This is a genomic window from Cellulosimicrobium protaetiae (assembly GCF_009708005.2).
Classification (GTDB): Bacteria; Actinomycetota; Actinomycetes; order Actinomycetales; family Cellulomonadaceae; genus Cellulosimicrobium; species Cellulosimicrobium protaetiae.
Map to the genome: position 1 here is coordinate 4,528,843 of NZ_CP052757.1, position 25,536 is coordinate 4,554,378.

The 25,536-nt window shown below is 74.7% G+C and carries 16 protein-coding genes; 7 read left to right on the forward strand and 9 right to left on the reverse strand.

What is annotated here, in order from left to right; translation table 11 throughout:
* Window positions 1–34: 34 nt before the first annotated feature.
* Window positions 35–1,318, reverse strand: a complete 1,284-nt coding sequence (gene serS, locus FIC82_RS19500) for a serine--tRNA ligase (protein ID WP_168732143.1) — start codon at window positions 1,316–1,318, stop codon at window positions 35–37.
* Between the two features lie 72 nt (window positions 1,319–1,390).
* Between serS and FIC82_RS19505 the strand changes: the two genes are divergently transcribed.
* Window positions 1,391–2,533 carry a diacylglycerol/lipid kinase family protein gene (locus FIC82_RS19505; protein ID WP_154799582.1) on the forward strand — a complete coding sequence of 381 codons (1,143 nt, stop codon included), beginning with the start codon at window positions 1,391–1,393 and terminating at the stop codon, window positions 2,531–2,533.
* 137 nt (window positions 2,534–2,670) lie between these two features.
* Window positions 2,671–7,368, forward strand: a complete 4,698-nt coding sequence (locus FIC82_RS19510; protein ID WP_154799583.1) for a hypothetical protein — start codon at window positions 2,671–2,673, stop codon at window positions 7,366–7,368.
* A gap of 70 nt (window positions 7,369–7,438) precedes the next feature.
* Here FIC82_RS19510 and FIC82_RS19515 read toward each other — a convergent pair whose 3' ends face one another.
* The 5 genes from FIC82_RS19515 to FIC82_RS19535 form a co-directional block, all read right to left on the reverse strand.
* Window positions 7,439–8,326: a glycosyltransferase family 2 protein gene (locus tag FIC82_RS19515; RefSeq protein ID WP_418884338.1), complete on the reverse strand. Its 888-nt coding sequence runs from the start codon at window positions 8,324–8,326 to the stop codon at window positions 7,439–7,441.
* Window positions 8,327–8,499: 173 nt separating this feature from the next.
* A complete protein-coding gene (locus FIC82_RS19520) occupies window positions 8,500–9,324 on the reverse strand; it encodes a DUF5926 family protein (RefSeq protein WP_154799585.1) in 825 nt (274 codons plus the stop codon).
* A gap of 81 nt (window positions 9,325–9,405) precedes the next feature.
* The gene (locus FIC82_RS19525) at window positions 9,406–10,497 is read right to left on the reverse strand and encodes a pirin family protein (RefSeq protein ID WP_154799586.1); all 1,092 of its coding nucleotides are present in this window, start codon (window positions 10,495–10,497) and stop codon (window positions 9,406–9,408) included.
* A 644-nt stretch (window positions 10,498–11,141) separates the two neighbouring features.
* Window positions 11,142–12,149: a hypothetical protein gene (locus FIC82_RS19530; protein WP_154799587.1), complete on the reverse strand. Its 1,008-nt coding sequence runs from the start codon at window positions 12,147–12,149 to the stop codon at window positions 11,142–11,144.
* An 89-nt stretch (window positions 12,150–12,238) separates the two neighbouring features.
* Window positions 12,239–12,814 (reverse strand): DinB family protein, encoded by a 576-nt coding sequence (locus FIC82_RS19535; protein ID WP_154799588.1) that lies wholly within the window; start codon window positions 12,812–12,814, stop codon window positions 12,239–12,241.
* 104 nt (window positions 12,815–12,918) lie between these two features.
* Between FIC82_RS19535 and FIC82_RS19540 the strand changes: the two genes are divergently transcribed.
* From FIC82_RS19540 to FIC82_RS19560, 5 genes are all read left to right on the forward strand, one after another.
* On the forward strand, window positions 12,919–13,533 hold the full coding sequence (locus FIC82_RS19540; RefSeq protein WP_154799589.1) for a TetR/AcrR family transcriptional regulator: 615 nt from the start codon (window positions 12,919–12,921) through the stop codon (window positions 13,531–13,533).
* Between the two features lie 273 nt (window positions 13,534–13,806).
* Window positions 13,807–14,475, forward strand: coding sequence for a biliverdin-producing heme oxygenase (locus FIC82_RS19545; protein ID WP_168732144.1), 669 nt, complete (start codon window positions 13,807–13,809; stop codon window positions 14,473–14,475).
* A gap of 772 nt (window positions 14,476–15,247) precedes the next feature.
* A complete protein-coding gene (locus FIC82_RS19550) occupies window positions 15,248–16,411 on the forward strand; it encodes a heme/hemin ABC transporter substrate-binding protein (protein WP_154799591.1) in 1,164 nt (387 codons plus the stop codon).
* Between the two features lie 152 nt (window positions 16,412–16,563).
* Window positions 16,564–17,574 (forward strand): FecCD family ABC transporter permease, encoded by a 1,011-nt coding sequence (locus FIC82_RS19555; RefSeq protein ID WP_082918938.1) that lies wholly within the window; start codon window positions 16,564–16,566, stop codon window positions 17,572–17,574.
* Entirely contained in the window at window positions 17,571–18,443 is an 873-nt protein-coding gene (locus FIC82_RS19560) for a heme ABC transporter ATP-binding protein (RefSeq protein WP_154799592.1), read from the forward strand. Before FIC82_RS19555 ends, FIC82_RS19560 begins: the two co-directional genes overlap by 4 nt.
* A gap of 121 nt (window positions 18,444–18,564) precedes the next feature.
* Here FIC82_RS19560 and FIC82_RS19565 read toward each other — a convergent pair whose 3' ends face one another.
* The 3 genes from FIC82_RS19565 to FIC82_RS19575 all read right to left on the reverse strand — a co-directional run bounded on the left by FIC82_RS19565 (window position 18,565) and on the right by FIC82_RS19575 (window position 25,382).
* A complete protein-coding gene (locus FIC82_RS19565) occupies window positions 18,565–22,083 on the reverse strand; it encodes a right-handed parallel beta-helix repeat-containing protein (RefSeq protein WP_171445721.1) in 3,519 nt (1,172 codons plus the stop codon).
* A 240-nt stretch (window positions 22,084–22,323) separates the two neighbouring features.
* Window positions 22,324–24,429 carry an elongation factor G gene (locus FIC82_RS19570; protein ID WP_154799594.1) on the reverse strand — a complete coding sequence of 702 codons (2,106 nt, stop codon included), beginning with the start codon at window positions 24,427–24,429 and terminating at the stop codon, window positions 22,324–22,326.
* A gap of 119 nt (window positions 24,430–24,548) precedes the next feature.
* Window positions 24,549–25,382, reverse strand: a complete 834-nt coding sequence (locus tag FIC82_RS19575) for a MerR family transcriptional regulator (protein ID WP_154799595.1) — start codon at window positions 25,380–25,382, stop codon at window positions 24,549–24,551.
* Between the last annotated feature and the right edge of the window lie 154 nt (window positions 25,383–25,536).

The following is a 25,536-nucleotide window of genomic DNA, read 5'->3' on the forward strand; positions in this document are numbered from 1 at the left end:
GGCCCGGACGCGTCCTCCGGGACCAGGGGGTCGGTCACGCAACCACCGGCTCGAGCACCTCGAGTCCGCCGAGGTACGGGCGCAGGCCCTCGGGCACGCGGACCGAGCCGTCGGCCTGCTGGTGGTTCTCGAGGATCGCGACGATCCAGCGCGTCGTGCCGAGCGTGCCGTTGAGCGTCGCGACGGTCCGCGTCTCGTTCTTGCCGTCGACCTCGACGCGCTCGCGCACGTTGAGGCGGCGCGCCTGGAACGTCGTGCAGTTCGACGTCGACGTGAGCTCGAGGTAGCGCTGCTGCGTGGGCAGCCACGCCTCGCAGTCGAACTTGCGCGCGGCGCTCGACCCGAGGTCGCCCGCGGCGGTGTCGATGACGCGGTACGGCAGGTCGACGAGGCGCAGCATCTGCTCCTCCCAGCCGAGCAGGCGCTGGTGCTCCGCCTCGGCGTCGGCCGGGTCGCAGTACGAGAACATCTCGACCTTGTGGAACTGGTGCACGCGGATGATGCCGCGCACGTCCTTGCCGTGCGATCCGGCCTCGCGGCGGTAGCACGCGCTCCACCCGGCGTAGCGCAGCGGCCCGCCCGAGAGGTCGACGATCTCGTTCGCGTGGTAGCCCGCGAGCGCGACCTCGCTCGTCCCGACGAGGTAGAGGTCGTCCTTCTCGAGGCGGTAGATCTCGTCCGCGTGGGCGCCGAGGAACCCGGTGCCCTGCATGACCTCGGGGCGCACGAGCGTCGGCGTGATGACGGGCGTGAACCCGGCCGCGATCGCGGTGTCCATCGCGGCGTTGAGCAGCGCGAGCTCGAGGCGCGCGCCCACGCCCGTGAGGTAGTAGAACCGGGCGCCCGAGACCTTGGCGCCGCGCTCGGTGTCGATCGCGCGCAGGCCCTCGCCCAGGTCGAGGTGGTCGCGCGGCGTGAAGCCCTCCGCCGCGAAGTCGCGGATCGTCCCCTCCTCGCGCAGCACGACGTAGTCGTCCTCGCCGCCGGCGGGCGCGCCCGCGACGACGTTCGAGATGCGGTACAGCAGCCCGCGCAGCTCCTCCGCCGCGGCGTCCGCGTCGGCCTGGCGCGCCTTGACGTCGGCCGCGAGCTGCTTGGTGCGCGCGAGCAGCTCCTGCTTCTCCTCCCCCTGCGCCTGGGCGACCTGCTTGCCGAGGGACTTCTGCTCGGCGCGCAGGCTCTCGAACTCGCTCAGCGCGGCGCGGTGACGGGCGTCGGCGTCGAGGGCGGCGTCCACCAGCGCGGGGTCGTCACCACGGGTGACCTGGCTGGCACGGACGATGTCGGGGTTGTCGCGCAGGAGGCGGAGGTCGATCACGCCAGCAGCCTAACGAACTGCGCGGTCCGCGGTCGCGGCCCCTTTCCGCGCCGGCCCCGCTACGGTGTCGCCATGTCCTGGACGCTCTGGCTCGCGATCGCGGCGCTCGCCGTCGCCGTCGTCGCGCTCGTCGTCGCGCTGGGTCTGCGTGCGCAGCAGACCCGGCAGCGCCGCGCGCACGGCGACGTGCCCCCCGCCGAGGAGCCGGTGGTCGAGGACGACCCGCGCGAGCTCGTCGCGTTCGTCGCCAACCCGTCGAAGCCCGACGTCGCGGGGCTGGAGGCGGTCGTGCGGGGCGCGTTCGCCGACGCCGCGCTGCCCGACCCGCTGTGGTTCGAGACGACGGTCGAGGACCCGGGCGTCGGGCAGACGCGCGCGGCGCTCGCCCAGGGCGCGGACGTCGTCGTCGCCGTGGGCGGCGACGGCACGGTCCGCGCGGTCGCCGAGGCCATGGTGGGCAGCGGCCGCACCATGGGCCTGGTCCCGGTGGGCACCGGCAACCTCCTCGCGCGCAACCTCGACCTCCCGGTGGGAGACGCACGCGCCGCGCTGGCCGTCGTGATCGCGGGGACCGACCGGCCCATCGACGTCGGCTGGGTGCGCGTGCTGCGCTGGGCGGACGCCGAGGACACGGCCGGCGCGGAGGGCACGGGGGCCGTGCCGCTCGACCCGGCACGCGACGCCGGGACGGAGCACATCTTCCTCGTCATCGCGGGCCTCGGGTTCGACGCCGCGATGGTCGCCGACACCGACGACGACCTCAAGGCCAAGGTCGGCTGGGTCGCCTACTTCGTCGCGGGGATCCGGCACCTGCACGGGCGCCGGATGCGTGCCAGCCTCCAGCTCGACGACACGCCGCCCGTCGACGCCCGCCTGCGCTCGCTCCTCATCGGCAACTGCGGGCGGCTCCCCGGTGGTCTCACCCTCCTGCCCGACGCGGTGATCGACGACGGGATCCTGGACATCGCCGCGATCGACACGCGCGGTGGGGTCGTGGGCTGGGCGCAGCTCTTCGGGGAGGTCGTCATGCAGGGTCTCGGCGTGCGCAACGACCTGCCCGCCAAGATCGGGCGCATCGACCACGCGCGCGCCCGACGCGTGCGGGTGCGCGTCGAGGACGGCGAGCAGGCGCAGGTCGACGGCGACGTCCTCGGCCTCGCCGTCGAGATCGAGTCGCGCGTCGACCCCGGCGCGCTCGTGGTCCGCACCGCCTGAGCCGTCGTCCAGGAGCGGCCGCCCGACGGGCTCCCGCCGCCCTCCGCGGTGGAGGCCTGGTGAGCGTCCCGCGCGGACCTGCGACGACGCCTCGCCCGGGTCGGGAACGGCCCACGGCGCCCCCGTAGGCTGGTCGGGTGACGATCCCGGCCGCCGCGCTCCCCCCTGCCCGCCCGCTCCCCGCTCGTCGGTGGCGGCAGGGCGGAGCCCGGGCGACGGCGCTCGTGACGGCCGGCGTGCTCGCCCTGCTCACCCTCCTGGGAGTGGTCGTCGCCCCCTCGGCGTCCGCGACCCCGACCGGCACGGTGGCCGGCACCGCCGCCGCCGGCACGACGGCGGCCGGCGACGCCACCGTGCCGACGCACGACCCTCGGCCGATCGTGCTGGTCGCCGTCGCGGGGCTGTACTGGAGCGACGTCTCGCCCAGCGCGACACCCACGCTGTGGTCGATGATCCGCACCGGGTCCGTCGCGTCGCTGAACCTCGGGCGCACCACCTGCACGACCGACGCCTGGCTGACGCTCTCCGCCGGGCAGATGGTCTCGACCTCCACCCCCGCGACGGAGGGGGCGGAGGAGACGGAGGAGGAAGAGCCGACCGGCACCGAGGCGCCCACGACGGGCTGCCCTCCCCTGCCCGTCCCGGCCACGACGACGTCCGGTGCGACCGCGCCCGAGGCGCGGCCCGCCGACGTGCCCGGCTGGGCGACGCTGACGGCCCCGTCCGAGGAGGCGGCGACCGCACCCACGATGCACCACGCCCCCGGGACGCTCGCCACGCGGCTCGGCGAGACCGGCGTGTGCACGACGGCGGTCGGCCCCGGCGCGGCCGTGATGCTCGCCGACCCCGCGGGGCACGTCGACCGGTACGCCCCCGCCCTCGCCGCGCTGCCCGCGGGGGACCTGGACGCGTGCGACGTCACCGTCGTCGACCAGGGCGAGATCGTCGACTCCTCGGCGGGGCGGGGCGAGAGCCTCGACGAGCTCGACGACGCCCTCTCGCGCGTCATGGACGAGGTCGACCGCGGCACCCGCGTGCTCGTCGCGGGCGTGTCCGCGGGGCCGGTCGGCGAGCCCGGGCTCCAGGTCGTCGTCGACTGGCGCAAGGGCGAGCCCACGAGCCGCTGGCTGCACTCCCCCAGCACGCAGAAGGACGGCCTCGTCCAGCTCGTCGACCTCACGGCGACGGTCGTCGAGTCGGCCGGCGGCAGCGTCGAGGGGCTCGACGGCGCACCGATGACCCTGGGCGAGGTCCGGCGCATGGACGTCGCGCGCACGGTCGAGAACCGGCAGTACCTCAACGTCCTCACGAGCACGATCCCTACGCTCTACCCGGTGCTCGTCGGGCTGCTCGTGGCGACCCTCGTCGTCGCGCTCGGCAGTGCCCTGTGGTCACGTCGCTCGGCCGCGCGCCGCGGGCTCCCCCCGCGCCCCGGCCCGACCGGCCGACGTGTGCTGTCCGCCGTGCTCATGATCGCCGCCGCGGCGCCCGTCGCCGCGTCGCTCGCGAGCCTGTCGCGCTGGTGGGTGTGGAGCGCCCCGGCGCCCGCGCTCACGCTCGCGCTCGCCGTGAGCGCCGTCCTCGTCGCGCTCGTCGCGTGGGCCGTGTCCCGGCTGCTCCCGCGCCGCCCGTGGGCGCTGCCGACCGCGCTCGCGGGCGTCACGTGGCTCGTCCTCACCGTCGACGGCGCGACGGGCACGACGCTCCAGCAGGCGTCGTTGCTCGGGACGTCCGCCGTCGTCGGGTTCACGCGGTTCTACGGCTTCAACAACGTGACGTTCGCCGTCTACGCCGTCGCGGGCCTCGTGCTCGCGGGCGGGCTCGCGACGGCCGCCCTGGCCCGCGGACGACGGCGGCTCGCCGCCTGGCTCGTCGTGGCGGTCGGCGCCGTGACCGTCGTCATCGACGGCTGGCCCGCGTTCGGCGCCGACTTCGGCGGGATCCTCGCGCTCGTCCCCGCGTTCGCCGTGCTCGCGCTGCTCGTCGGGCGGGTCCGGATCACGTGGCTGCGCGCCCTGGTCGTCGCCGGGCTCACGGTGGCGGTCGTCGCCGTGGTCGCGGTCGTCGACTGGCTGCTGCCCGGCGGCAGCTCCCACCTCGGCGGGTTCGTCCAGAGCGTCATGGACGGGGCCGCGCTCGAGGTGATCGGCCGCAAGGCGCTCGGCGCCTGGGACACGGTCGCGCAGCCCGCGGGCGCGCTCGCCGCGGTGCTCGTCGTCCTCGTCGCCGTGGCCGCGCTGCGTCCGGACCGCTTCCGCCTGCCCGAGGTCGCCCAGGCCTACGAACGATGGCCGCTGCTGCGCGAGCTCGTGGTCGCGCTCGTCGTCGTCGCTGGCGTCGGCTCGGTGCTCAACGACTCGGGCGTCATCATCGCCGTCATGGTCGTCGTCGTCGCGACGACGATGATCGTGCCGGGGTTCCTCGCGGACGCCTCGCCCGCGCGCGCGACCTCCGGCGTACCGGAGCCGGGGATCCGGCGCACGCCCACGATGCTCCTCACCGTGGGCGGGGGGCTCCTGCTCGTCGTGCTGCTCGCGTCGGCCGTGCTCGGCTCGGTCGACCAGCGCCCCGGGTCGGCCGCGTCGCGCGCCGGGAGCGAGGCGACCGTGACCCGCGCCGACGCGATCGCGACCGACCGACCGCTCGTCGTCGTCGGCACGACGGGCGTGACGTGGAGCGACGTCACCGCCGCCACCACGCCGACGCTGCACGCCCTGCTCACCGACGGGGCCGGCGCGGGTGGGGTCGCCCAGCCCACGGGCGCGGCGAGCCGGTGCACGGTCGGCGGCTGGCTCGCGCTCTCGGCAGGGCAGCTCGCCGAGGTCGCGACCGAGCGCGCACCCGACGGCACCTGGGCGTGCCCGACCGTGCAGCCCGTCCCGGACGACGGCGCGGCCGGCGGCGCCCGGGTCGACGGGTGGGACGACCTCGTCGCGCTCCAGCAGGGCTCGGGCTACCAGGCGCACCTCGGTGTGCTCGGCGACGCGCTCGCCGGAGACGGGACGACCGGCTCGGCATCCGCCGTGTGCGCGACCGCCGTCGGCCCCGGTGCCGCGCTCGCGCTCGCGGACTCCTCCGGGGACGTGGCCCGCTACCGCGACGTCTCGTCCGTGACGACGCCCGGGGGCGACGCGTTCGCGTGCCCCGTGACCGTCGTCGATGCGGGCGACGCGACCGCACCGCCGGTCGACCCCGACCTGCCCGCCGAGGAGCGCGCCGCGCTGCGCGCCTCGTTGCGCACGGACCGGCTCGCGTCCGTCGACGCCACCGTCGGCGCCGTGCTGGACGAGGTGCCCAGCGGGACGACCGTGCTCGTCGTCGACGTCGCGGGGACGCCGGGCACCCGGCCGGCGCTCGGCGCGACGCTCGTGCGACCGTCGTTCGACGGCCCCGAGCAGGCCCGGTACCTGACGAGCGCCGCCACGCGGACGGACGGCGTCGCTCGCGTCCTCGACGTCCCGGCGACGGTGCTCGACGCCGCGGGGACCACCGCGGGCACGATGCCCGCGCGCATCCAGGACACCCCGCTGGCCTGGGGCTCGCCCCGCCCGCTCGACGCCGCGTCCACCGCCGACGCCCTCGCCGACCTCACGTCGCGCGACCACGTGCGCCGCGCCGTCTACACCGCGTTCGTGGACGTGCCGTTCTACGCGGGCCTCGTCGTCGCCGGGCTGTGCCTCCTGCTGGCGCCGCGCGCGGCGCGCGCGACGGGCGACCGTGCGCGCGCCCGGTGGTCCCGGGCCGCGCACTGGGCCCGCGGTGCCGCGCTCGTCGTGGCCGCCGTCCCGACCGCGGCGTTCCTCGTGTCGCTCACGGGGTGGTGGCGGTTCGGGAACCAGACCCTCGCGATCGTCGTGTCCACGGTGCTCGCGACAGCGGCCGTCGCCGGCCTGGGCGCGCTCGCCCCGCGCCGGCCGGTGTGGCTCGGGCCCGGGATCGTCGCGGGCATCACGTTCGCCGTCCTCACGCTCGACGCGCTCGTCGGGACGCCGCTCAACCGGGCGAGCCCCCTGGGCTCCGCGCCGACGTTCGGCGCGCGGTTCTACGGGTTCGGCAACCCGACGTTCTCCGTGTACGCGGTCGCGGCGCTCGTCGTGGCCGCGGCCCTGGCCCAGTGGCTCGTGGCCCGGGGCCGCCGCTACGTCGCCGCGACGGTCGTGGGCACCATCGGCCTCGTCACGATGGTCGTGGACGTCTGGCCCACGCTCGGCGCCGACCTCGGCGGCGGTCTCGTCGTCGTGCCCGCGTTCGCCGTGCTGGGGCTCGCCGCGTCGGGTGCGCGCGTCACGTGGCGGCGCTTCCTGCTGGTCGCCGCCGCGGGGGTCGGGCTCGTCGCGGCCGTCGGCGTGCTGGACTGGCTGCGCCCCGCCGACGAGCGCTCGCACCTGGGCCGGTTCGTCGGGCAGGTCGTCGACGGCTCGGCGTGGGACACGCTGCTGCGCAAGGCGGGCTACGCGGCCCGCTCCGTGCTGGGCGGCGTCCCGGTGTGGCTCACGATCGCGGTCCTCGTCGCGGCGGCGCTCCTGCTGTTCTGGCCGCGGCGCTTCACCCCCGCGTGGTTCGCGCGGACGGAGGAGGCGTGGCCGCTCGTGCGCCCGACCGTGCTCGCCCTGTGGATCGTGTGCGTCGCCGGCTCGCTCGTCAACGACTTCGGGGTGCGGATCGCGCTCATCGCACTCATCCCGGCCGTCCCGCTGCTCACCGTCGCGGCCCTGCACGCCGCCGGCGGTGCCACCACGGCGGACGACCCTCCGACGACCGGGGCGAGCCCAACCGTCCGGAACCCGGACGTGGAGACCGCCCAGGCGGGGCGCGAGCCCTCCCTCGAGGCCTGACCTCGGAGCGGCACGGCCGCAAGGGTCGGCCCGGGACTCCGGGGCGGCCCGGGACTCGGGTTCCGGGGCCTCAGTGGTGGTCGGCCGTGCGCACGCGGTCGACGGCGGAGCGGACCTTGCGAGCGTTCACGGCCAGGAGCACGTCACGGTACTGCGCGGCCCGGTGCAGCTGCCCCTTGAGGTCGTTCGACGACGCGCGGTGGCGCAGGTCGCACGGCACCTCGACCGCGACGTACCCCTTGCGGAGCAGGTCGATCGTCATGCCGGTCTCCACGCCCCAGCCACGCGCGAGCGGGGTCGCGGCCTCGAACGCCTCGCGCGTGAGGCAGCGCATCCCGGAGAGCGGCTGGGTCGGGGTCCACCCCGTGAGGGACTGGATCGCGCGACGGGCGGCGCCGACGACGATCCCGCGTCCACCCGCGCCGGGCTGGGGCGGGAGCAGCGCGATCGAGACGTCGGAGTAGCCGTCGAGCACGGGCGGGACGAGCGGGGCGGTGTTCACGGCGGTCTCGCCGAGGTCGCCGTCGATGAAGAGCAGGAGTCGCGGGGGCCGGTCGGCCGCGTCGCGCATCGCGACGACGGCGGCGCCCGTCTCCATGGCCGCGGCCTTGCCCCGGTTGTGCGAGTGGCGCACGACGACCGCGCCCGCCTCGCGCGCGACGTGCTGGGTGTCGTCCTCGCTCCCGTCGTCCACGACGAGCACGAGGTCGACGTGCGGGATCGCCTTGGCCGCGCGGACCGTCGCCGCGATGCGCCGCGACTCGTCCTTCGCCGGGATGATGACCGCGACACGCTGCCGCACCGCACGGCCGGTCCGGCCGTCGCCGACGACGGGGCGCGGCGTCCGTGCCCGCGTGCCCGACGCCGAGAGGTACGTCGGCGGCGGCGTGCTCGCCGCGCCCGCAGGAGCAGTGCCCGTGTTGTTCCCCGACTCAGTCGACCGATGGTCCGCGTTCACGCCGTCCAGCCTAGTAGTGCAAAGAGTTGGCCGCAGAAGTGTCGTCGTTCCACCAGCGGATCCGCTCGGGATCTTCGCAGGACGACCGGGCTGCGTTCCCAGGTCCCCCGGATCCTACAAGACGCGACGGCCCGCCGACAGGGTGCCGGCGGGCCGTCGTCGGGCGACAGACCTCAGCGCAGGGTCACCTGGCGGGACACGATCCCGGCGCGCGCACGGCGCTCGTTCGCGTCGAGCGGCTCCGTGACGGCGAGCGCCTCGGTGAGGCGCGCGTCGAGCTCCGCGACCGGACCTTCGAGCTCGTCGGCCTCCGTCCCGCGCGGCAGCTCCCACACGGGCACCAGCAGCCCGCTCGACCGGAACGCGCCGACGAACTTGCCGCCCGCGAGGCCCGACTCGCGCCGCGCGTGCAGGCGCGAGATCGCGTCGATGAGCGCGTCCTCAGGCTCCGGGCGCGCCCAGCGCACGAACTCGCGCGACATACGGCACCAGTACGCCGACGGGACGGCGTCGAGCTTGACGGTGGGCACCATCGACTCGGCCGCCTGGTCGAGCGAGGCCCGCAGGTCCGGCGTGATCTCCTCGGCCGGGTCGAGCCAGAACGCGAAGTCCTCGTGGACCGTGACGTCGAACGGGACCGCGAGGTCGAGGACGTCCTGGAGGCGCGGGCCGGCGTCGGGCAGCGCGCTCATCTCGATGGACGTGCCGGGCTCGGCGTCGATCGCCTCGAGCAGCGCCGCCGCGAGGTCGCGGCTCGTGTCACCCGAGCCCGCGAGCGTCTGGACCGCGAGGAGGATCGCGCCGTCCTGGCGGTGCAGCGCCGCCCAGCCGGCGGGCAGGACGGTGACGACGGTGACGTCGCGCGCCCCGTGCTCCGCGGTCGTGCGGGCGGTCGCGGTGGCCGAGGGCACGACCTCGCGCATCGCGACCCAGTCGGTCTCTCCGGGCAGCCCCTCGAACGGGCGCAGCACGAAGTCGGGCGTGGTGTTCTTGGCCATGCGCCGCAGTCTACTGACCGCCGAGGTAGAACCCTGGTCCGCCGAGATAGAACCCCGGTTCCACCCCGCGCGACCGGGGCTCTACCTCGGCGCGCCCGGGCGGGTGCGGGGGCGCAGGCGGACGTCGGGGAGGGCGGGCGCGGGGAGCGGGCCGCCGTCGTAGCCGGCGACCTCGCCGTAGCGACCGTCGCGCGCGCCCTCGGCGTAGCGGGTGCCGCCGTGGTTCGGGCCCTCGCCGCCGGTGACCACGAGCTGCGCCTGCCATTCCGCGCGGGCGCGCGCGACGTCGTCGTGCGAGCGGCCGACGAAATTCCACCACATGACGATGTCCTCGCCGAACGGCTCGCCGCCCACGAGCACGACCCGCGCGGGGCCCTCCTGCCCGGCCTCGACCGTGAGCGTCGCGCGGCCCGGCGCGACGTAGCCGAGGGACGACGGCGGGATCGCCTCGCCCTCCAGCCGCACCGCGCCGTCGTCGACGAGCAGGCCGTGCTCGAAACCGGGGTCGACGTCGAGCGTCACGCGCGCCCCGGGCTCCAGGTCGACCTGCGCCCCGACGAGCGGCGAGTACGTGGTCGCGGGCGACCGCAGCGCGGTGCCGTCGACCCGGAGCGAGCCGAGGAAGACCTGCACGCGGGCGCCGCCGACCGTCGCCACGGGGAGGTCGGCGTGGTGCTCGAACGCGGGCGGGTCCGTGAGACGGTCGCCCGGGAGCGCGACCCAGAGCTGGACGCCGTGCAGGACGGGCGGGCGGACACCCCGCGGCGACTCCTCCGAGTGCGAGATGCCGCGGCCCGCGGTCATGAGGTTGAGCTCACCAGGACGGACCGTCTGGAGCGACCCGACAGAGTCCCGGTGCAGGATCTCCCCCGCGAACAGCCACGTGACGGTCTGCAGCCCGGTGTGCGGGTGCGGCGGCACCTGCATGCCGTCGGTCCCGTCGCCGATCGCGGGCAGCGGGTCCGGGCCGTAGTGGTCGAGGAAGCACCACGCCCCCACGAGCGAGCGTGCGCGCTGCGGGATCGTGCGCCGCACCCGCATGGCGCGCGTGCCGCCGAGCGGGACGTCGCGGTGCTCGAGGATCTCGACCGCCGGCGCCGCGCCGGCGCCTTCACGGTCAGAGGTGCCCGCGGAGCACACGCGCTCCTCGGGCCGGGTCTCGAGGTTGCTCATGCGACGAGCGTAGGCGTGGCGGACGGACCCGGCCCACCGACCCGCGGACGGGTCTTCGCGGCGCGGCGGCACCGCGGGACAATGGCAGCGAGGCCCCTCGGAGCAGGATTCCGAGGGGCCTCGCCGTGTCCGCGCGACCCCGGGGCGGTCGGGCCGGAGGCCCGTCGGGGCGCCGCTCGCGACGTGGCGGCCCGGCGCCGTCGAGCCTGCCCGAGGTGTCCCGGGCAGGCACGGTGACGCCGATCGCGGTCGGCCTTCCGGGTCCGGTCGGAACCTGCGCCGTCGCGCGCAGCCCCGCAGCAGGGGGTCGCGGGTCGTCCACCGTTCTCCGGTCAGCCGTGCCCTCGCGTTCGCGCCGGGCCGTCGTGCGCTCCTGGCGGGGCCGTCTGGCCCTGCGTGCCGGAACACCGTCGTCCGTGTGCGCCCGTCCGGGCCGTTAAGCACGTTTGTAGTCCTCACCCGAAGGGCCTGCAAGGGTTCCCGGCGATGTCATTTGGCCGGTCGCGAAGGCCACAGGTTCGTCCACAGGCGGCCCCGCGCCGTTCCCACGCGACCCACAGCCCTGTGGACGAAATCTGTGGACAGTTCGCCTGGCCGACACGCCCGGGTCGGCCAGGACGCGCGCCCCGTGCGCACGCCGTCGGTCAGACCCAGAACTGCGTCGTCGGCGTCGCCACCGGCGTGAGCCGCTCGTCGAGGTCGAGGTCGCGCACGACGAACCCGCCGTCGTCGACGAGCGTGCCCGCGAGCCGCCCCTGGAGCATCGCCGCGAGGCGCGCCACGAGCACCCGGGCGCGCGAGCGCGCGATGACGTGCAGACCCGACGGGTGCTCGACCTCCAGCTCGTACGGGTCCGGTGGCACCCACGTGACGCGGTAGGCGTGCGGGCCGTGCTCGCGCCAGTCGAGCGCGCCGAGCGCGAGCGGTACCTGCGGGACCCGCTGCGCCGCGAGCCGGACCGCGCCGTCGTACGAGGTCTCGCCCGAGAGCACGTACTCGGCGAGACCGTCCGGACGCGGGTGGACGGCGACCGCACGCGCGTTCGGGACGGTCGTGCGCAGGACCCCGAGCGCGTCGTCGGGCCCGAGGACCTGGGCGCTGTAGAGCGTGAGGTCCACTCCCGCTGCCGGGTCGGGCGTGAGCACGGTCCGGCCGTCCGCGACGACCGCACCCCCGACGCGGCGGGCAGCGGCGACCGCCCAGCCCAGCACCTGCAGCTCGAGACCCTGGGGCAACCCGGCGGCGAAGGCCCGCGCGAGGCCGTCGCGGTCGTCGACGAACGCGACCCGCGCCCCGCGCGGGGCCGGGTCGTCCACGTGGAGCGCGAACACCTCCGCGGTCCCGACCGCGAGGTCGAGCGCCTGCGTCTGCGGCGGCGTGAGCGGGAACGGCCCGACGACGCGCGCCCCCTCGGTGAGCCGCAGCTCCCCCGGCACGACCACGCCGTCGGGCACCACGCCGCGGAACCGCGCCCCGACCATGGGCCGGGCCGCTCCCCCGCCGCCGGGCGGCGTCGTCCACGCCGCGTCGGCGAACCAGGCGCGCGCGAGGGAGTCCACGGGCGTGCGGGCCGCGCCGCGGGAGCGTGGCATCGCGAGAAGGTGCGCTCCCGCGTGCGTGTCCGGCACGAGACCGGCGACGGTGGGGTCCATGACCGGAACGTAGTTGGTCCGGAATGCCGGGATGTTACGGCCGTGTCACGGACCGTGGTCGAACTCCGCCTCGAATGCCGGGCACGCGCTCAGGCGCCGACGTCGTGCAGGTGGTGGACGACGTCGTGCACGAAGTACTGGCCGAGCGTGCGGACCGTGAACACCGACCCGTTCGAGCGTCGCCCGGGCCGTTCCCACTGGTCGGGGACGAGTGCGTCGAAGCGACCCGCGACGCGGTCGCCCGCGATCTCGAGCTCGCGCGCCACGACCGCCGGGTCCTGGTGCGCGTAGTCCTCCTCGACGGCCGTCGCGTCCTGGTCCCAGTTGGCGAACCGGGGGTCGTCGCCCTCGATCATGGACTGCACGCGCACGTCGAAGATCGAGAACACGTCGCGGACGTGCGCCGCGTACTCGAGCACGGACCACGTCGTGGCGTCGGGACGCACGCGCACGTCCTCGCGGCCCAGGGCGCCGACGTAGCGCGGGACCGCGTCGCGCACGGCGGCCCCCACGCGGTCGGGCGTCACCTCGGCCGCCACGAACCCGCACTCCGGGCACGGCCGCTCCATGACCCACGTCCAGTCCTTGGTGTCCGCGGGCACGGGCGGGAATTCCGGGTCCTTGGCGGTGGCGGGGCCGCCGTCGGGCGACGCGGTCGTGTCCATGGCGGCAGTGTGCCAGACGGCGGCCCGCGCCCCGGGCGGTGCCCCCGCCTCGCCCGGGCGGCGAGGCGATTAGCGTTCTGACACGACCTCCCTATGATGTCAGCATGCCCAAGATCATCGGAGGGTCCCTCCACGAGCACCGCGCCCAGACCCGGCAGAAGCTCTTCGCGGCGCTCTCGACCCTCATGATGGACCGCGGCTTCGACGCCATCTCGCTCGCGGACATCGCCGCCGCCGCCGGCGTCGGCCGCACCGCGGTCTACAACCACTTCCCCGACAAAGAGGCCCTGCTCCTCGGGTTCATCACCCACGAGACGGAGCAGTACGTCGGGACGCTCGAGCGGGCGCTGGAGGACGTGGACGACCCCGTCGAGCAGCTGCGCACCTACATCCGCCAGCAGGTCCAGCTCAAGCGCATCTTCCACCTGGCCCCGGGCCCCGACCTGAGGACGGTGCTGTCGCGCACGACTCGCCAGCGCCTGCGCGAGCACGCCGAGCTCGTCGAGGCGATCCTGCGCCGCATCGTCGCGTCCGGGATCGAAGCCGGGGAGTTCCCCGAGCAGGACATCGACACGACCGTGCAGCTCGTCAACGCGTGCCTGTCCGGTCGGCTCGTCCCCGACGACCCGGTCGCGCGCGAGCAGGCGATCGAGGCGACCGAGGCCTTCGTGCTGCGCGCCGTCGGCGCCGACGCGGCCTCCCCCGCACTCTCGCGCTGACGACGTCGCACCGGACGAACGGCGCGGGTCGCCGTCGGCGGTTCGCCGGGTGGCGCCGTCCGCGCGTCGGGCGTCCGTCCCTTCGGGCGCCCGTCCCGTCGGGCTTCGGGCGCGCCAGGCTTCAGGCGCCGGGCTTCACGCCGAGGATGTCGACCGGATCCCGGATCGAGGATAGGCAAGCCTCACCTGGGTAGGCTAGAGTTCCTGACGCATCGTCATGACACCGCGTCAGGACGGAGCACCCTGACCGCCGCCACCCCGCAGGAGCACGCAGTGACCGCTCTCACCCACGACCTCGACCGCACCGACGAGTCCGTGCCGCTGTCCCAGCGCCTGCGCGAGGGCACGCGCCCCGAGCACGAACAGGCGGAGAGCTCCGGCTTCGTCGAGCGGCTCATGTCCGGGCAGCTCGACGTCGCGGCGTACGCCGACCTCGCCGCGCAGCAGTGGGCGATCTACGGCGCGCTCGAGGACGCGAGCGCCGCGGTCCGCGCCGACGCCCAGGGCGCGACGCTCGTGTTCGACGAGCTCACGCGCACCCCCGAGATCGAGAAGGACCTGACGTTCCTCGTCGGCGCCGACTGGGCCGAGCGCATCACGATCCACCCCGCGACCGAGCGCTACGTCGCGCGCCTGCGCGAGGTCGGCACGTCGCTGCCGGCGTACGCGGCGCACGCGTACACCCGCTATCTCGGCGACCTCTCCGGCGGGCAGATCATCAAGCGCATGATGGAGCGCCACTACGGCCTGTCCGGCGACGGCCTCGCGTTCTACACGTTCGTCGAGATCCCCAAGTCCAAGCCGTTCAAGGACGTCTACCGCGAGCGCCTCGACGCCCTCGTCCTCACGCCCGAGCAGCTCGACGAGACCGTCGCCGAGGCCAAGCACGCGTTCCGCCTCAACAGCGACCTCTTCGCGGACCTCGGCGCCGTCCACCGCTGACCCCAGCCACCGAGGGAGAACCCTGGTCGCGCGAGGTAGAACCCTGGTCGGCCGAGGTAGAACCGTGGTTGTGCCCGACGGCGCGTGGTTGCGTGGGGTGGTCGGGGTGGGTGGTGGTGCCGCGCCTACCATCCGCCGCTCGTTCCTCGCGGCTCCCGCCAGGCCCGACCACGACGCGGCACCACCACCCACCCCGACCGGCTTCGTCCCGCCCTGGTCTCCGCGTACCCGGGCGGAACACCCTGCGACACCGAGCATGAGGTTGTGGCCCGTCGGGGGTAGCCGACGAGCCACAACCACATGCTCGACCGGCCATTGCCACAAGGTCGAGCCGAGCGGTCCTCTCCGGCAACCAGGCTCCAGCTCGGCCGAACAGGGTTCTACCTCGACCAACCAGCGTTCTACCTCAGCCGACCGAGTTCTACCTCGGCAGACCGCGGCCCCCCGCCGACCAGCGTTCTCCTCCGGACCACGGTTCTACTTCGACCGACCAGGGTTCTACCTCGCGCGACCGCGGTTCTACTTCGGCAGACCAGCGTTCTACCTCGCGCCGGAGCGGTCGGTCGGAGCAGGGCGTGAGTCAGGTTAGCCTTATCTCATCTGGGTCAGGCGACGGCCCCGCCGGGTCGCGCCGCCCCCGCGTACCGCTCCTGGAGATCTCCCCATGCATCACCCTGTCCGCGCCGTGCTGCGTCCGAGCGCCCCGTCGACCCGCTCCGCGGGTGCCTCGTCCTCCCCTCGCGGCGTCGGGCAGGGACGCGCACGCCGAGCGGTGACGACGCTGGCCGGGGTGGGCGCCGTCGTCGTGCTGGGGCTCGTCGCCGCGTGCTCGCCGCTGCCCTACGAGCCGCCCGCGACGCCGTCGGCCGAGACGACCCAGGACGCCGCGCCCGTCGAGGCCACACCCTCCGAGCCGACTTCGACCCGTACGCCGGCGTGCACGACGCTCGAGGAGTCGCGGGCCGCGGGCGGCGGGGCCGACGTCGACCCGGCGTCGTTCCCCACCGGGCCCACGAGCGCGACGTTCGCCGACGACGCGATCCACCCGATCGCGGACGCCCCGACGCCGCAGCTCCCCGTCACGATCGAGTCGGTCGACGGCCGCCCGGTCGAGATCATTGACGTGAGCCGCATCATCCCCGTCGACCTGTACGGGACGCTCGGCGAGATCGTCTACAGCCTCGGCCTGGGCGACAACGTCGTCGGGCGCGACCTGCCGACGGGCTTCCCCGAGGCGGCGGACGTCCCGGTGGTCACGGGCGCGGGCCACGCACTGGACGTCGAGTCGATCCTCGGGCTGGACCCGTCGGTCATCCTCACCGACGCGACCATCCTCACCGACGACGTGCGCGGGCAGCTCGAGAGCTCCGGCATCCCCGTCGTGTACTTCGACGAGGCCCGCACGCTCGACGGCGTCGACGACCGGATCCGCGCCGTCGCGACCGCGCTCGGCGTGCCCGAGCAGGGCGAGGCCCTGGTCGAGCGCACGGACCGGCAGATCTGCGCGGCGCTCGGCGCCGTCCCGCAGGACACCGGGACGCCGCGCGTCGCGTTCCTCTACCTGCGCGGGTCCAACATCAAGATGCTGTTCGGGCCCGGCTCGGGCGCCGACGACCTGATCCAGGAGGTCGGCGGCGAGGACGCCGGGACCGCGATCGGCCTCACGCAGGAGTACGCGCCGGTCACGAGCGAGGCGATCATCAGCGCCGCGCCCGACGCCTACCTCGTCATGACCGACGGGCTCGAGTCGATGGGCGGCCTCGAGGCCATGATGGCGATCCCGGGCCTCGCGCAGACGCCCGCGGGCGAGGCGCGCCGCGTCGTCGACATGGACGGCTCGCGGCTCCTCACGTTCGGCCCCCGCACCGGGTCCACGATCGCGTCGCTCGTCGAGGCGTTCTACGGGGTGCCCGCGCCGGAGCTCCCGGCCTCGTGAGCACGCCCGTCACCCGTCCCGTCGGCACGCCCGAGGACGCACCGGTACCCGAGGACGCCACCGTGCCCGACGGCGCCCCCCGCCCGGGCGGCCGGCCCGCCCGGGTGGGCCCCGCCGTCGGGCAGCAGCGCCGCCGGGCCGCGCGCTGGCTCATGGTCGGGCTGGGCGTCGCGCTCGCGGTGCTCACGGTCGTGTCCGGGATGACGGGGCAGGTGCCCGTGTCGCCCGCAGAGGTGCTGGGTTCGCTCGCGCACCACGTCGGGCTCGACTGGGGGCCGATGCCGTCGCACCCGCAGGGCGAGAACGCGCTGTGGGTCGTGCGGTTCCCGCGCGTCGTGATGGCGATCGTCGTCGGTGCCGCGCTCGCGTGCTCGGGCGCGCTCATGCAGGGCGTGTTCGGCAACCCGCTCGCCGAGCCGGGCGTCATCGGCGTGTCGTCCGGTGCGGCCGTGGGCGCGTGCGCGGTCATCGTCACCGCGGGGGCGCTCGTGCCGGGCACCTGGGTCGCCGGGGCGGCGTTCCTCGGCGGGCTCGTCACGACGTTCGTCGTCTACGCGCTCGCGCGCGCCGGGGGGCGCACGGAGGTCGTGACGCTCGTCCTCACGGGCATCGCGGTCAACGCGTTCGCGGGCGGGATGCTCGCGTTCTTCACCTTCGTGGCGGACCCGGCCGCGCGCGAGCAGATCGTGTTCTGGCAGCTCGGGTCGCTCGGCGGCGCGACGTGGCAGTCCGTCGCGGTCGTCCTGCCGATCGCGGTCGTCGGCGTCACTGGCGCGATGCTCGTGCGCCGCAAGATGGACCTGCTCGCGCTCGGCGAGCGCGCCGCGCAGCACCTCGGGGTCGACGTCGAGCGGCTGCGCCAGCTCGTCATCGTCCTCGTCGCGCTGCTCGTCTCCGCCGGGGTCGCGTTCACGGGGATCATCGCGTTCGTCGGGCTCGTCGTGCCGCACCTCGTGCGCATGGTCTGCGGCCCCAGCCACCGCACGCTCATCCCCGCCTCCGTGCTGGGCGGGGCCGTCGTGCTGCTCGCCGCGGACCTCCTCGCGCGCAGCGCCGTCGCGAACGTCGAGCTGCCGCTCGGCATGATCACGTCGCTCGTCGGCGGGCCGTTCTTCTTCTACCTGCTGCGCCGGACGCGCTCGCGCCAGGGAGGCTGGGCATGACCGACCTGCGCCACGAGGGCTCCTCGTTCCTCGGCTCCCTGCGCACCGCTGTCACCGGTGCCCGACGGCGGTCCCGCCTCCCCGCACCCGTCGCGCCCGGCGACGTGGTCACCGCGGCGCACGGCGTGTCCCTCACCCTGGGCGAGGCGCCGATCCTGCGCGACGTCTCGGTCGACGTCCGGGCGGGCGAGGTCCGCGCGCTGCTCGGGCCGAACGGGGCCGGGAAGTCGTCCCTGCTCGCCGTGCTCACGGGCGACCTGGTCCCCGAGGCCGGGGACGTCGTCGTCGACGGGCGACCCCTGCGCGCCTGGACTCCGACCGAGCTCGCGCTGCGCCGGTCCGTCATGCTCCAGCAGGTCTCGCTGAGCTTCCCGTTCACGGCCGTGGACGTCGTGCGCATGGGCCGCTCGCCGTGGCGCGGCACGCCGTTCGAGGACGAGGACGACACCGCGGTGGCCGAGGCCCTCGCCGCGACCGACGTCGAGCACCTCGCCGACCGGCACTTCACGTCGCTGTCCGGCGGGGAGAAGGCGCGCGTCGCGCTGTCCCGCGTGCTGGCGCAGCGCACCGCGCTCCTCATGCTCGACGAGCCGACCGCCGCGCTCGACCTCAAGCACCAGGAGCTCGTGCTTCAGCTCGCGCGGGGGCACGCCGCCGCCGGGGGCGCCGTGGTCGTCGTCGTGCACGACCTCTCGCTCGCGGCCGCCTACGCCGACCAGGTGACCGTCCTCGCGGGCGGGCGCGTCGTCGCCGACGGCGGACCGCGCGACGTCCTCACCGCCGAGCTCCTGAGCGGCGTCTACGACTACCCCGTCGAGGTCGTCGACCACCCCGGCGGCGGCGCGCCGATCGTCGTGCCGCGCCGCTGAGCGCGGCCGGGAACCGTCGACCGCTCAGCGACGGGCCTCACAGCCGTCTCGCTCGAGCCCGGCCCGACCCTGGGCCGCGCTGGTCGAACCGGGTGCGAGAGGTGCGGTCGGTGCTCCGGCGTCACGCGACCTGGCGCCGACGAGCGAGGACGTAGCCCGCCGCCCCCAGGACGATGCCGACGCAGGCGAGGGCTGCCAGCAGCCCGACGTCCGCACCGGTCGCCGCCATGTGCTCGGCGGACGCGGGCGGGCCCGTCGGGGTCGAGGGCGTCACGACCGAGGTCGGGGTCGGCGGCGTCGGTGACGGCGTCGGTGTCGGCGGCACCTCGTTCGCCGCGACGGTCCACACGCCCTCGGTGTCGTTGTTGGTGGGGCTGGCGCTGGTGTCCGTCGCGAGGGTCGGCACGACGAGGGGGTTGGCGAGCTCGGCGATGACGTCCTCGAAGCCGTCGCCGTCCAGGTCGGTCGCGTCGGGTTCGACGAGAGGGGCCACGTAGGCGACGTTCCTCGCCTGCGTGTCGACGTCCACGACCTCGGTGATCCGCACGACCACCGTCAGGACCGGGCCGTCGGCACCCACGGGCAGGTCCGAGTCGGCGGTCGCCAGCAGGCCCGCGAAGGAATAGCCGGCGCCCGTGAAGGAGACCAGCTCGACACCGTCGGGCAGGAGCTGGGTGACCGTCCATCCAGCCGGGGCCGCCAGGGGGCCGTCGTTGTGCGGGACGAGCGTCCAGGTGACCTCGTCGCCCGTGGCGAACGGGCCGGCCCCGGCGGGCCCGAACGCCTCCGTGACGGTCAGGTCGATGCAGTTGCGCGGGTGCAGCGCGGGCGCGGCGGCGACCTGGTCGACACGCGCACCCCCGCCCGCGTACACGACGACGCCGTCCACGATGCCGGTCGCCCTGCACGGCGAACCCCAGTCGTTCGGGTCGCCCTGGTCCCTGGCGTCCACGGCGACCAGCGCCCCGGCGACGTCGCTCTCGTAGTCCGCCGTGGTGTCGGTGTCGTCACCCACGATGGCATTGCCGAACGTGCGGATCGCGGTCGAGTCGGCGGGGAAGACGTTGCCGACGACCTGCGCGGTGTCTGTCGTCGCGCGCCACGCGGCGGAGGTGCTGCCGAGCGGAGGCGGGTCGACGAGCGCAAGGACCGCCGGTGCGAGCGCCGCAGGAGCCGGGTCGGGTTCCGACTCGGGTGCCGGTTCCGGCTCGGGGGGCGGGGTCGGCCCGGGAGTGCCGATCTCTCCGAAGTCCAGGTCGTCGAGCGAACCGATCTGGACGAACGGGCCGGTACCCGTAAAGCGGTTGTTCAGGACGCTGAGCCCCGAGGACGAGTGCGACCCGGTCTCGCCGAGGTTGGAGTAGTACGGCACCACGCGGACCGCGGCGTCGAACGCCGGGTCGGCGGCCGTGAACGCGATGTCGTTGTCACGGACGACGACGTCGTGCGCGGGGGTGATCTGCACGACATAGGTGTTCGTCCCGGTCACGACGTTGCGTTCGAAGGTGAAGCCGCGGAACCCGAGGGGCAGGTAGATGCCGGTGACGTTGTCGGTGAACTCGTTGTCCGCGAAGACGACGTCCCGGCTGATCTGGGTCAGGTCCTCGGCGCTCGACTCGGTCGGGTTGATCGTCAGGTTGGCGATGCCGACGTTGCCGGTGAAGGTGCTGTCGCGCAGCTCCAGTCCGGTGGCCGACTCGGAGTAGATGCCATACCAGGTCTCCGCCGACACCGTGAGGCGGGTCAGGATCGCGTCGTAAGTCACGTCCAGGTAGATGCCGGTCGAGCCGCCCGTGATCACGGCGTCCGTGACGGTGACGCCCTCCGAGAAATAGGTCCGGACCCCGTTGGTCCCGTTCTGGTAGGACGAACCGGCATGTCCCGTGATCGCGATCGTGTCGATGGTCAGATCGCTCAGGTAGCGCCCATAGACGCCGCTGCCCGTGGCGTCGATGGTCGCGTTCGTGATGGTCGCGCCACCGTTGTTGTTCAGCGAGATGCCGTTGCTTCCCGAGAGGACGGCGTCGGTGATGGTCGCGCCGGGGATGTCCTTGCGGAGCGTACCGTCGGTGCGCGACATGATGCCCGTGACGAACGCGTCCGTGACCGGCCGCACCACGGTCGCCCCCTGGGAGACCGACAGGTCGATACCGACGGAGCTGCCGAACATCGTGCCGGTCACGTGGACGTCGGTCAGGACCGCGCCGGCGGTCGATCCGATGGACACCCCCCCATCGATCGCGCCCGTCACCGTGACATCGGTGGCGACCATCCCGACCCCCGTCGTCGCACCGAGTGTGCGCACTCCGTAGCCGAAGTCGCGCACGACGATCCTCGAGACCACGACACCGGTCGAGCCGGACAGGTCGAGACCGACGCTGTTGCGGATGCTGTTGCCGGTCACGGTCGTGTCCTCGATGCGCGCCCCGGTCGTCGCGCCCGTCGTGATCCCGAAGGTCGCCGCCGCGCCCACGGGTGTGGTCGTGACGGTCGAGCCGGTGATGACCGGGCCCAAACCGGTCGTGGTGAGTGCAGTGCTCACCCCCACCGGATAACCGGCCAGGTTCACGCTGGCGATCACGACACCCGTCGACGCCTGGAGATCGATCGCCGCGACGGTCCGGTTCGCAATGCCCGTCCCCGAGATGGTCACGCGCGTGAAAGTGGCCCCCGTGGTGGCCCCGGTGTTGACCGCGTTGGCGGTCGCCCCGGTCACCGTCACGTCGGTCATCAGCACACCCGCCCCGGTCTGGGCGGCGGTCTGAGCGTAGGCACGGGCGGCACCGGTGATGGTCGAGCCGCGGATCGTGACACCGGTGGCGCTGGCAGCGTTGATCGCGGTGACCACGCCCGTCGTAGCGGTCACGGTGAGTCCGGTGATCGTGACCCCGGTGGTCCCTGCGAGGTTGATGCCGATGATCGAGGTCAGCGCCGCGGGGTTGGTGATCGTCAGCCCCGTCAGCACCGCGCCCGTCCCGGCGACGGTGACGACCGACCGGTTGGGGAGGTTGGGAGACAGAGTCAGGTTGGTGGTCGTCAACCCTCCTCCGGTGACGGCCCACAGGGCGACGATCTGCGACGGGGTCGCTGAGGTGACGGTGACGGCGCGTGGGACGGTGAGCGTGCCCGTGAAGGTGAAGGTGCCCTCGACGACGTGCACGGTGTCCCCGGCGGCCGCCGCGTTCAGCGCGGCCTGGAGGGTGACCAGCGTGGGAGGCTGGGTGTCACCGCCCACCCAGGCGATGGGGACGTTGTTGGCGGGGTTGACCACGATCGGGTCCGCGAGGACGGCGACGTCTGCCGGTCCGACGGGCACGGGTTCGGCGGCGGGTGCGGTGACGGGTACGTCGGCGGTCGGCACCGAACTCTCGGCCGCCGACGCCTGCGGGTCCGAAGGCGTCGCGGCGCTCTCCGTGGCGGGCGCCTGCGTGTCGGCAGGGGCTGGGGACGGCTCGTCGGTCGTGACCGCCGGGTCAGTGGGCGGCGTGGCCGCGTCGTCCACGGCAGGCGCGGGTTCATCGGGCAGCACGTCCGGCCCGACGGCGGACTGCTCGGTCGGTGGCTCCGCCGACCCGACGTCGTCAGCACCCCACGCACCCGTGCCGGTGAGTACCCACGAAGCCACCAGCACGAGGACCACGCTCCCCCGCGCCAGGCGTGACCGACCGGGGTGAACGCTCAGCACATCGATAGACATCGTCGGACCGCCCGCTCGTCGACCACCGGTTCGGAACTTGCACGTCGCGGTGCCCCCGCGCCTTTCGTTACCGTAGACCCGCGCATAGCCAGGCGCGAGACCGTGCGATCCGGTGGCCCGGATCTCGATCCCGAGCGGCGGAGCGGTGGTGCGGCGTAACACGGCTCGTCGAGACGAACACCCCTAGCGACCTGCCACGACGCCGCCGGGACGGACCTCGTAGCGGTCGGGGGTGGCCATGAACGACCCGCGCCCGCCGGTGATCGAGCGCAGGTCGAGGACGTAGCGCGTGAGCTCGGCCTCGGGCACGAGCGCGTCGATGCGCACGCGGCCGTCGGGCAGGGAGTCGGTCGCGGTGATGTGCCCGCGGCGTGCGGAGAGGTCGCCCATGACGTCGCCCTGTGCGTCGGACGGGACGGTCACGGACACCGCGGAGACGGGCTCGAGCACGACCGTGCCCGCCGTCGCGAGCGCCTCGCGGACCCCGACCCCGCCCGCGGTGCGGAACGCCATGTCGGACGAGTCGACGGAGTGGGCCTTGCCGTCGAGGACCTCGACGCGCAGGTCGACCACGGGGTAGCCGTGGGGTCCGCCGCCCTCCATCGCCTCGCGCGCGCCGCGCTCGACGGCCGGGAGGTACTGACGCGGCACCGACCCGCCGACGACGGAGCTGACGAACTCGAACCCCTCGCCGCGCGGGAGCGGCGACACGCGGAGCTGCACGACGGCGAACTGCCCGTGCCCGCCCGACTGCTTCTTCACCTTTCCCTCGACCTCGACGGCGCGCGTGAGGGTCTCGCGGTACGCGACCTGGACGGGCTCGGTCGCGACGCGCACGCCGAACGAGCGTTCCAGCCGCTCGACCGCGACCGCGAGGTGCGTGTCGCCGAGCCCGCCGAGCACGGCCTGCGACCCGGTGAGGTCGACGTGCAGCGTCGGGTCCTCGGCGCGCAGGCGGGTCAGCGCGGAGGAGAGCTTGTCGTCGTCGGACTGCGACACGGGCCGCAGCGCGACCGCGTACACCGGGGGCCGCTCAGGGAGGTCTCGTGCGGAGACGGGTGCGCGCCGCGCCCCCAGCAGCGTGCCGGTCGAGGCGGCCGAGAGCTTCGCGACGGCGGCCACGTCGCCCGCGACCACGCGGTCGACCGCGACGTGCTCGCGCCCGCGCAGCCGGAAGAGCCCGTGCACGCGGTCCTCGGCGCCGGTCGCGGTGCTCACGAGCCGGTCGCCCGTCGCGACCGACCCCGAGAGCACCTTGAACACCGACACCTGGCCCACGAACGGGTCGACGACCGTCCGGAAGACGTGCACGAGCGCGTCCCCGGCCGGGTCCGCCGCGACCTCCGTGGTCGCGCGCTCCGACGGGACGCCGTCGGCGCCGCCCGACCCCGCGCCGTCGGGCAGCGCGACGACCGCCGCCCGGTCCGCGGGCGACGGCCCGAGCTCGCACACGAGGTCGAGCACGCGGTCCACGCCGACGCCCGTCACCGCGGACGCGAGCAGCACCGGCACGGCCTCGCCCGTGAGCACCTCGTGCGCGAGCGTGCGCTCGAGGTCGGCCGCGCCGGGCTCGTCGCCCGCGAGGTACGCCTCGAGCTGGTCGTCGTCGTGCGTGACGATCTCCTCCACGACCTCGTCGTGCAGCGCGTGCTCCTCGTCGCGCACGTCGGCGGGGACGTCCTCCTCGTGGGTGCGCCCGTCGCCGTCGTACTCCCGCGCGCGCTCGGTGAGGACGTCGGCCACGCCGTGCAGCGACTGCTCCTCGCCGAGCGGGAGCTCGAGCGGCACGAACGGCGCGTCGAGCGCGCCGCGCAGCGCGGCGAGCACCGTGCGGAAGCTCGCCCGCGCGCGGTCCTCCTGGGAGACGACGACGAGGCGGGGTATCCCCGCCTCGTCGCAGCGCCGCCAGACCTCCTCCGTGCCCGACTGGACCCCGTCGACGGCGCTCACCACCACGACCGCGAGGTCGGCCACGGCGAGCGCCGCGTCCACGGAGCCCGCGAAGTCCGGGGACCCGGGGGTGTCGAGCAGGGTGACCTGGTAGGTGCCGCCGTCGGGCGCGCGCCAGTCCAGGTGCGCGACGCCGAGGCTCACCGAGATGCCGCGCGCGACCTCCTCGGGCTCGTGGTCGCAGACGGTCGTGCCCTCGGCGACGGAGCCGGCCCGCGGGATCGCGCCCGCGCGATGGAGGAACGCCTCCGCGAGCGTGGTCTTGCCCGACCCGCTGTGCCCCACGAGGGCGACGTTGCGGGTCGTGGCCGGGCCGGTGGACGTCGACGTCGTGGCCATGGGTGCCTCCTGGCGGGCGGCGGGGCGCCGTGTCCCGCCAGGCTTCCAGGCTAGTGACGTCGCGGTGATCCCGCCCGGGCCGATGGTCCCGGGTCGGGATCCCCCCGCGTCGGCGCTCCTCAGAGGTTGCGCTCGACGTAGACGCGCAGGGCGTCGCGGACGAACGTCGCGCCCTCGACGCCGCCGTAGTTGAGCGCGAACCGCGGGTCCCCGACGTACATCTCGCCGAGGCCGAGCAGGTAGCCCCGCAGCGGCCCGGGCTCGTGTGCCGGGTTCGCGGGCACGGTCTGCAGCCAGTCGACGTGGCGCCGCGCGAGCTCCTGCGCCTCGTCCGACGCCGGGTCGACGCCGGCCTCCGCCGCCGCCGTCCAGTCGCCGTTGAGCCGCTCGACGCGGTCCGTGAACGCCGACTTCTCCGCCTCGCTCAAGCCGCTCCACCAGGAGTGCCCGCGCGCGTACGCGTCCTTGCCCCAGCGGTCCTCGACCTCGGCCTGGTACTGCGTGTGGTCGAACCCGTCGAACATGTCGTCCGCCATGAGCTCGCCACCTCCTTCCATCGTGGTGATCGTCCGTTCGACCGACGCGATCTGCCGCGCCAGCCGCTGCCGCTCCGCCCGCAGCCACTCGAGGTGGTCGCGCAGCGCCCGCACCTGGGCGTCGCGCTCGGCGGTGCCCGACGGCGGTCCGTCGCCCCCGGCGTCCGACGCCCCGTCGAGCGCCTCCCGGATCGCGGGGAGCCCGAGGCCGAGGTCGCGCAGGAGCAGGATCCGCTGGAGACGCACGAGCGCGTCCGCGTCGTAGTGCCGGTAACCGTTGGACGCGACCCGGCTCGGGCGCAGGAGCCCCACAGCGTCGTAGTGGCGCAAGGTGCGGCTCGTCGTGCCGGCGAGACGCGCGACCTCCTGGATGGACCAGTCGGCCGTTCGCTCGCTCGTCGTCCCTGCGGGGTGCATCGCCCGCCTCCTCTCACGGTCTCGGTGTCTCGGGGCGCCTCGTGCGGCAACGAGAACCACGCTAGAACTTGACGTCACGTCAAGGTCAACACCCTCACGACGAACCGCGCGGCGGACCGGCGGGGCGGAGACGACGGGCGTACGGTCGAGAGAG

Bases quoted from the DNA above. Each gene is read 5' to 3' on its own strand.
- FIC82_RS19520 (WP_154799585.1), bottom strand. From the start codon at position 9,324: ATGGCCAAGAACACCACGCCCGACTTCGTGCTGCGCCCGTTCGAGGGG.
- FIC82_RS19570 (WP_154799594.1), bottom strand. From the start codon at position 24,429: ATGGCCACGACGTCGACGTCCACCGGCCCGGCCACGACCCGCAACGTC.
- FIC82_RS19530 (WP_154799587.1), bottom strand. From the start codon at position 12,149: ATGGACCCCACCGTCGCCGGTCTCGTGCCGGACACGCACGCGGGAGCG.
- FIC82_RS19525 (WP_154799586.1), bottom strand. From the start codon at position 10,497: ATGAGCAACCTCGAGACCCGGCCCGAGGAGCGCGTGTGCTCCGCGGGC.
- FIC82_RS19575 (WP_154799595.1), bottom strand. From the start codon at position 25,382: ATGCACCCCGCAGGGACGACGAGCGAGCGAACGGCCGACTGGTCCATC.
- FIC82_RS19535 (WP_154799588.1), bottom strand. From the start codon at position 12,814: ATGGACACGACCGCGTCGCCCGACGGCGGCCCCGCCACCGCCAAGGAC.
- FIC82_RS19505 (WP_154799582.1), top strand. From the start codon at position 1,391: ATGTCCTGGACGCTCTGGCTCGCGATCGCGGCGCTCGCCGTCGCCGTC.
- FIC82_RS19555 (WP_082918938.1), top strand. From the start codon at position 16,564: ATGGTCGGGCTGGGCGTCGCGCTCGCGGTGCTCACGGTCGTGTCCGGG.
- FIC82_RS19540 (WP_154799589.1), top strand. From the start codon at position 12,919: ATGCCCAAGATCATCGGAGGGTCCCTCCACGAGCACCGCGCCCAGACC.
- FIC82_RS19560 (WP_154799592.1), top strand. From the start codon at position 17,571: ATGACCGACCTGCGCCACGAGGGCTCCTCGTTCCTCGGCTCCCTGCGC.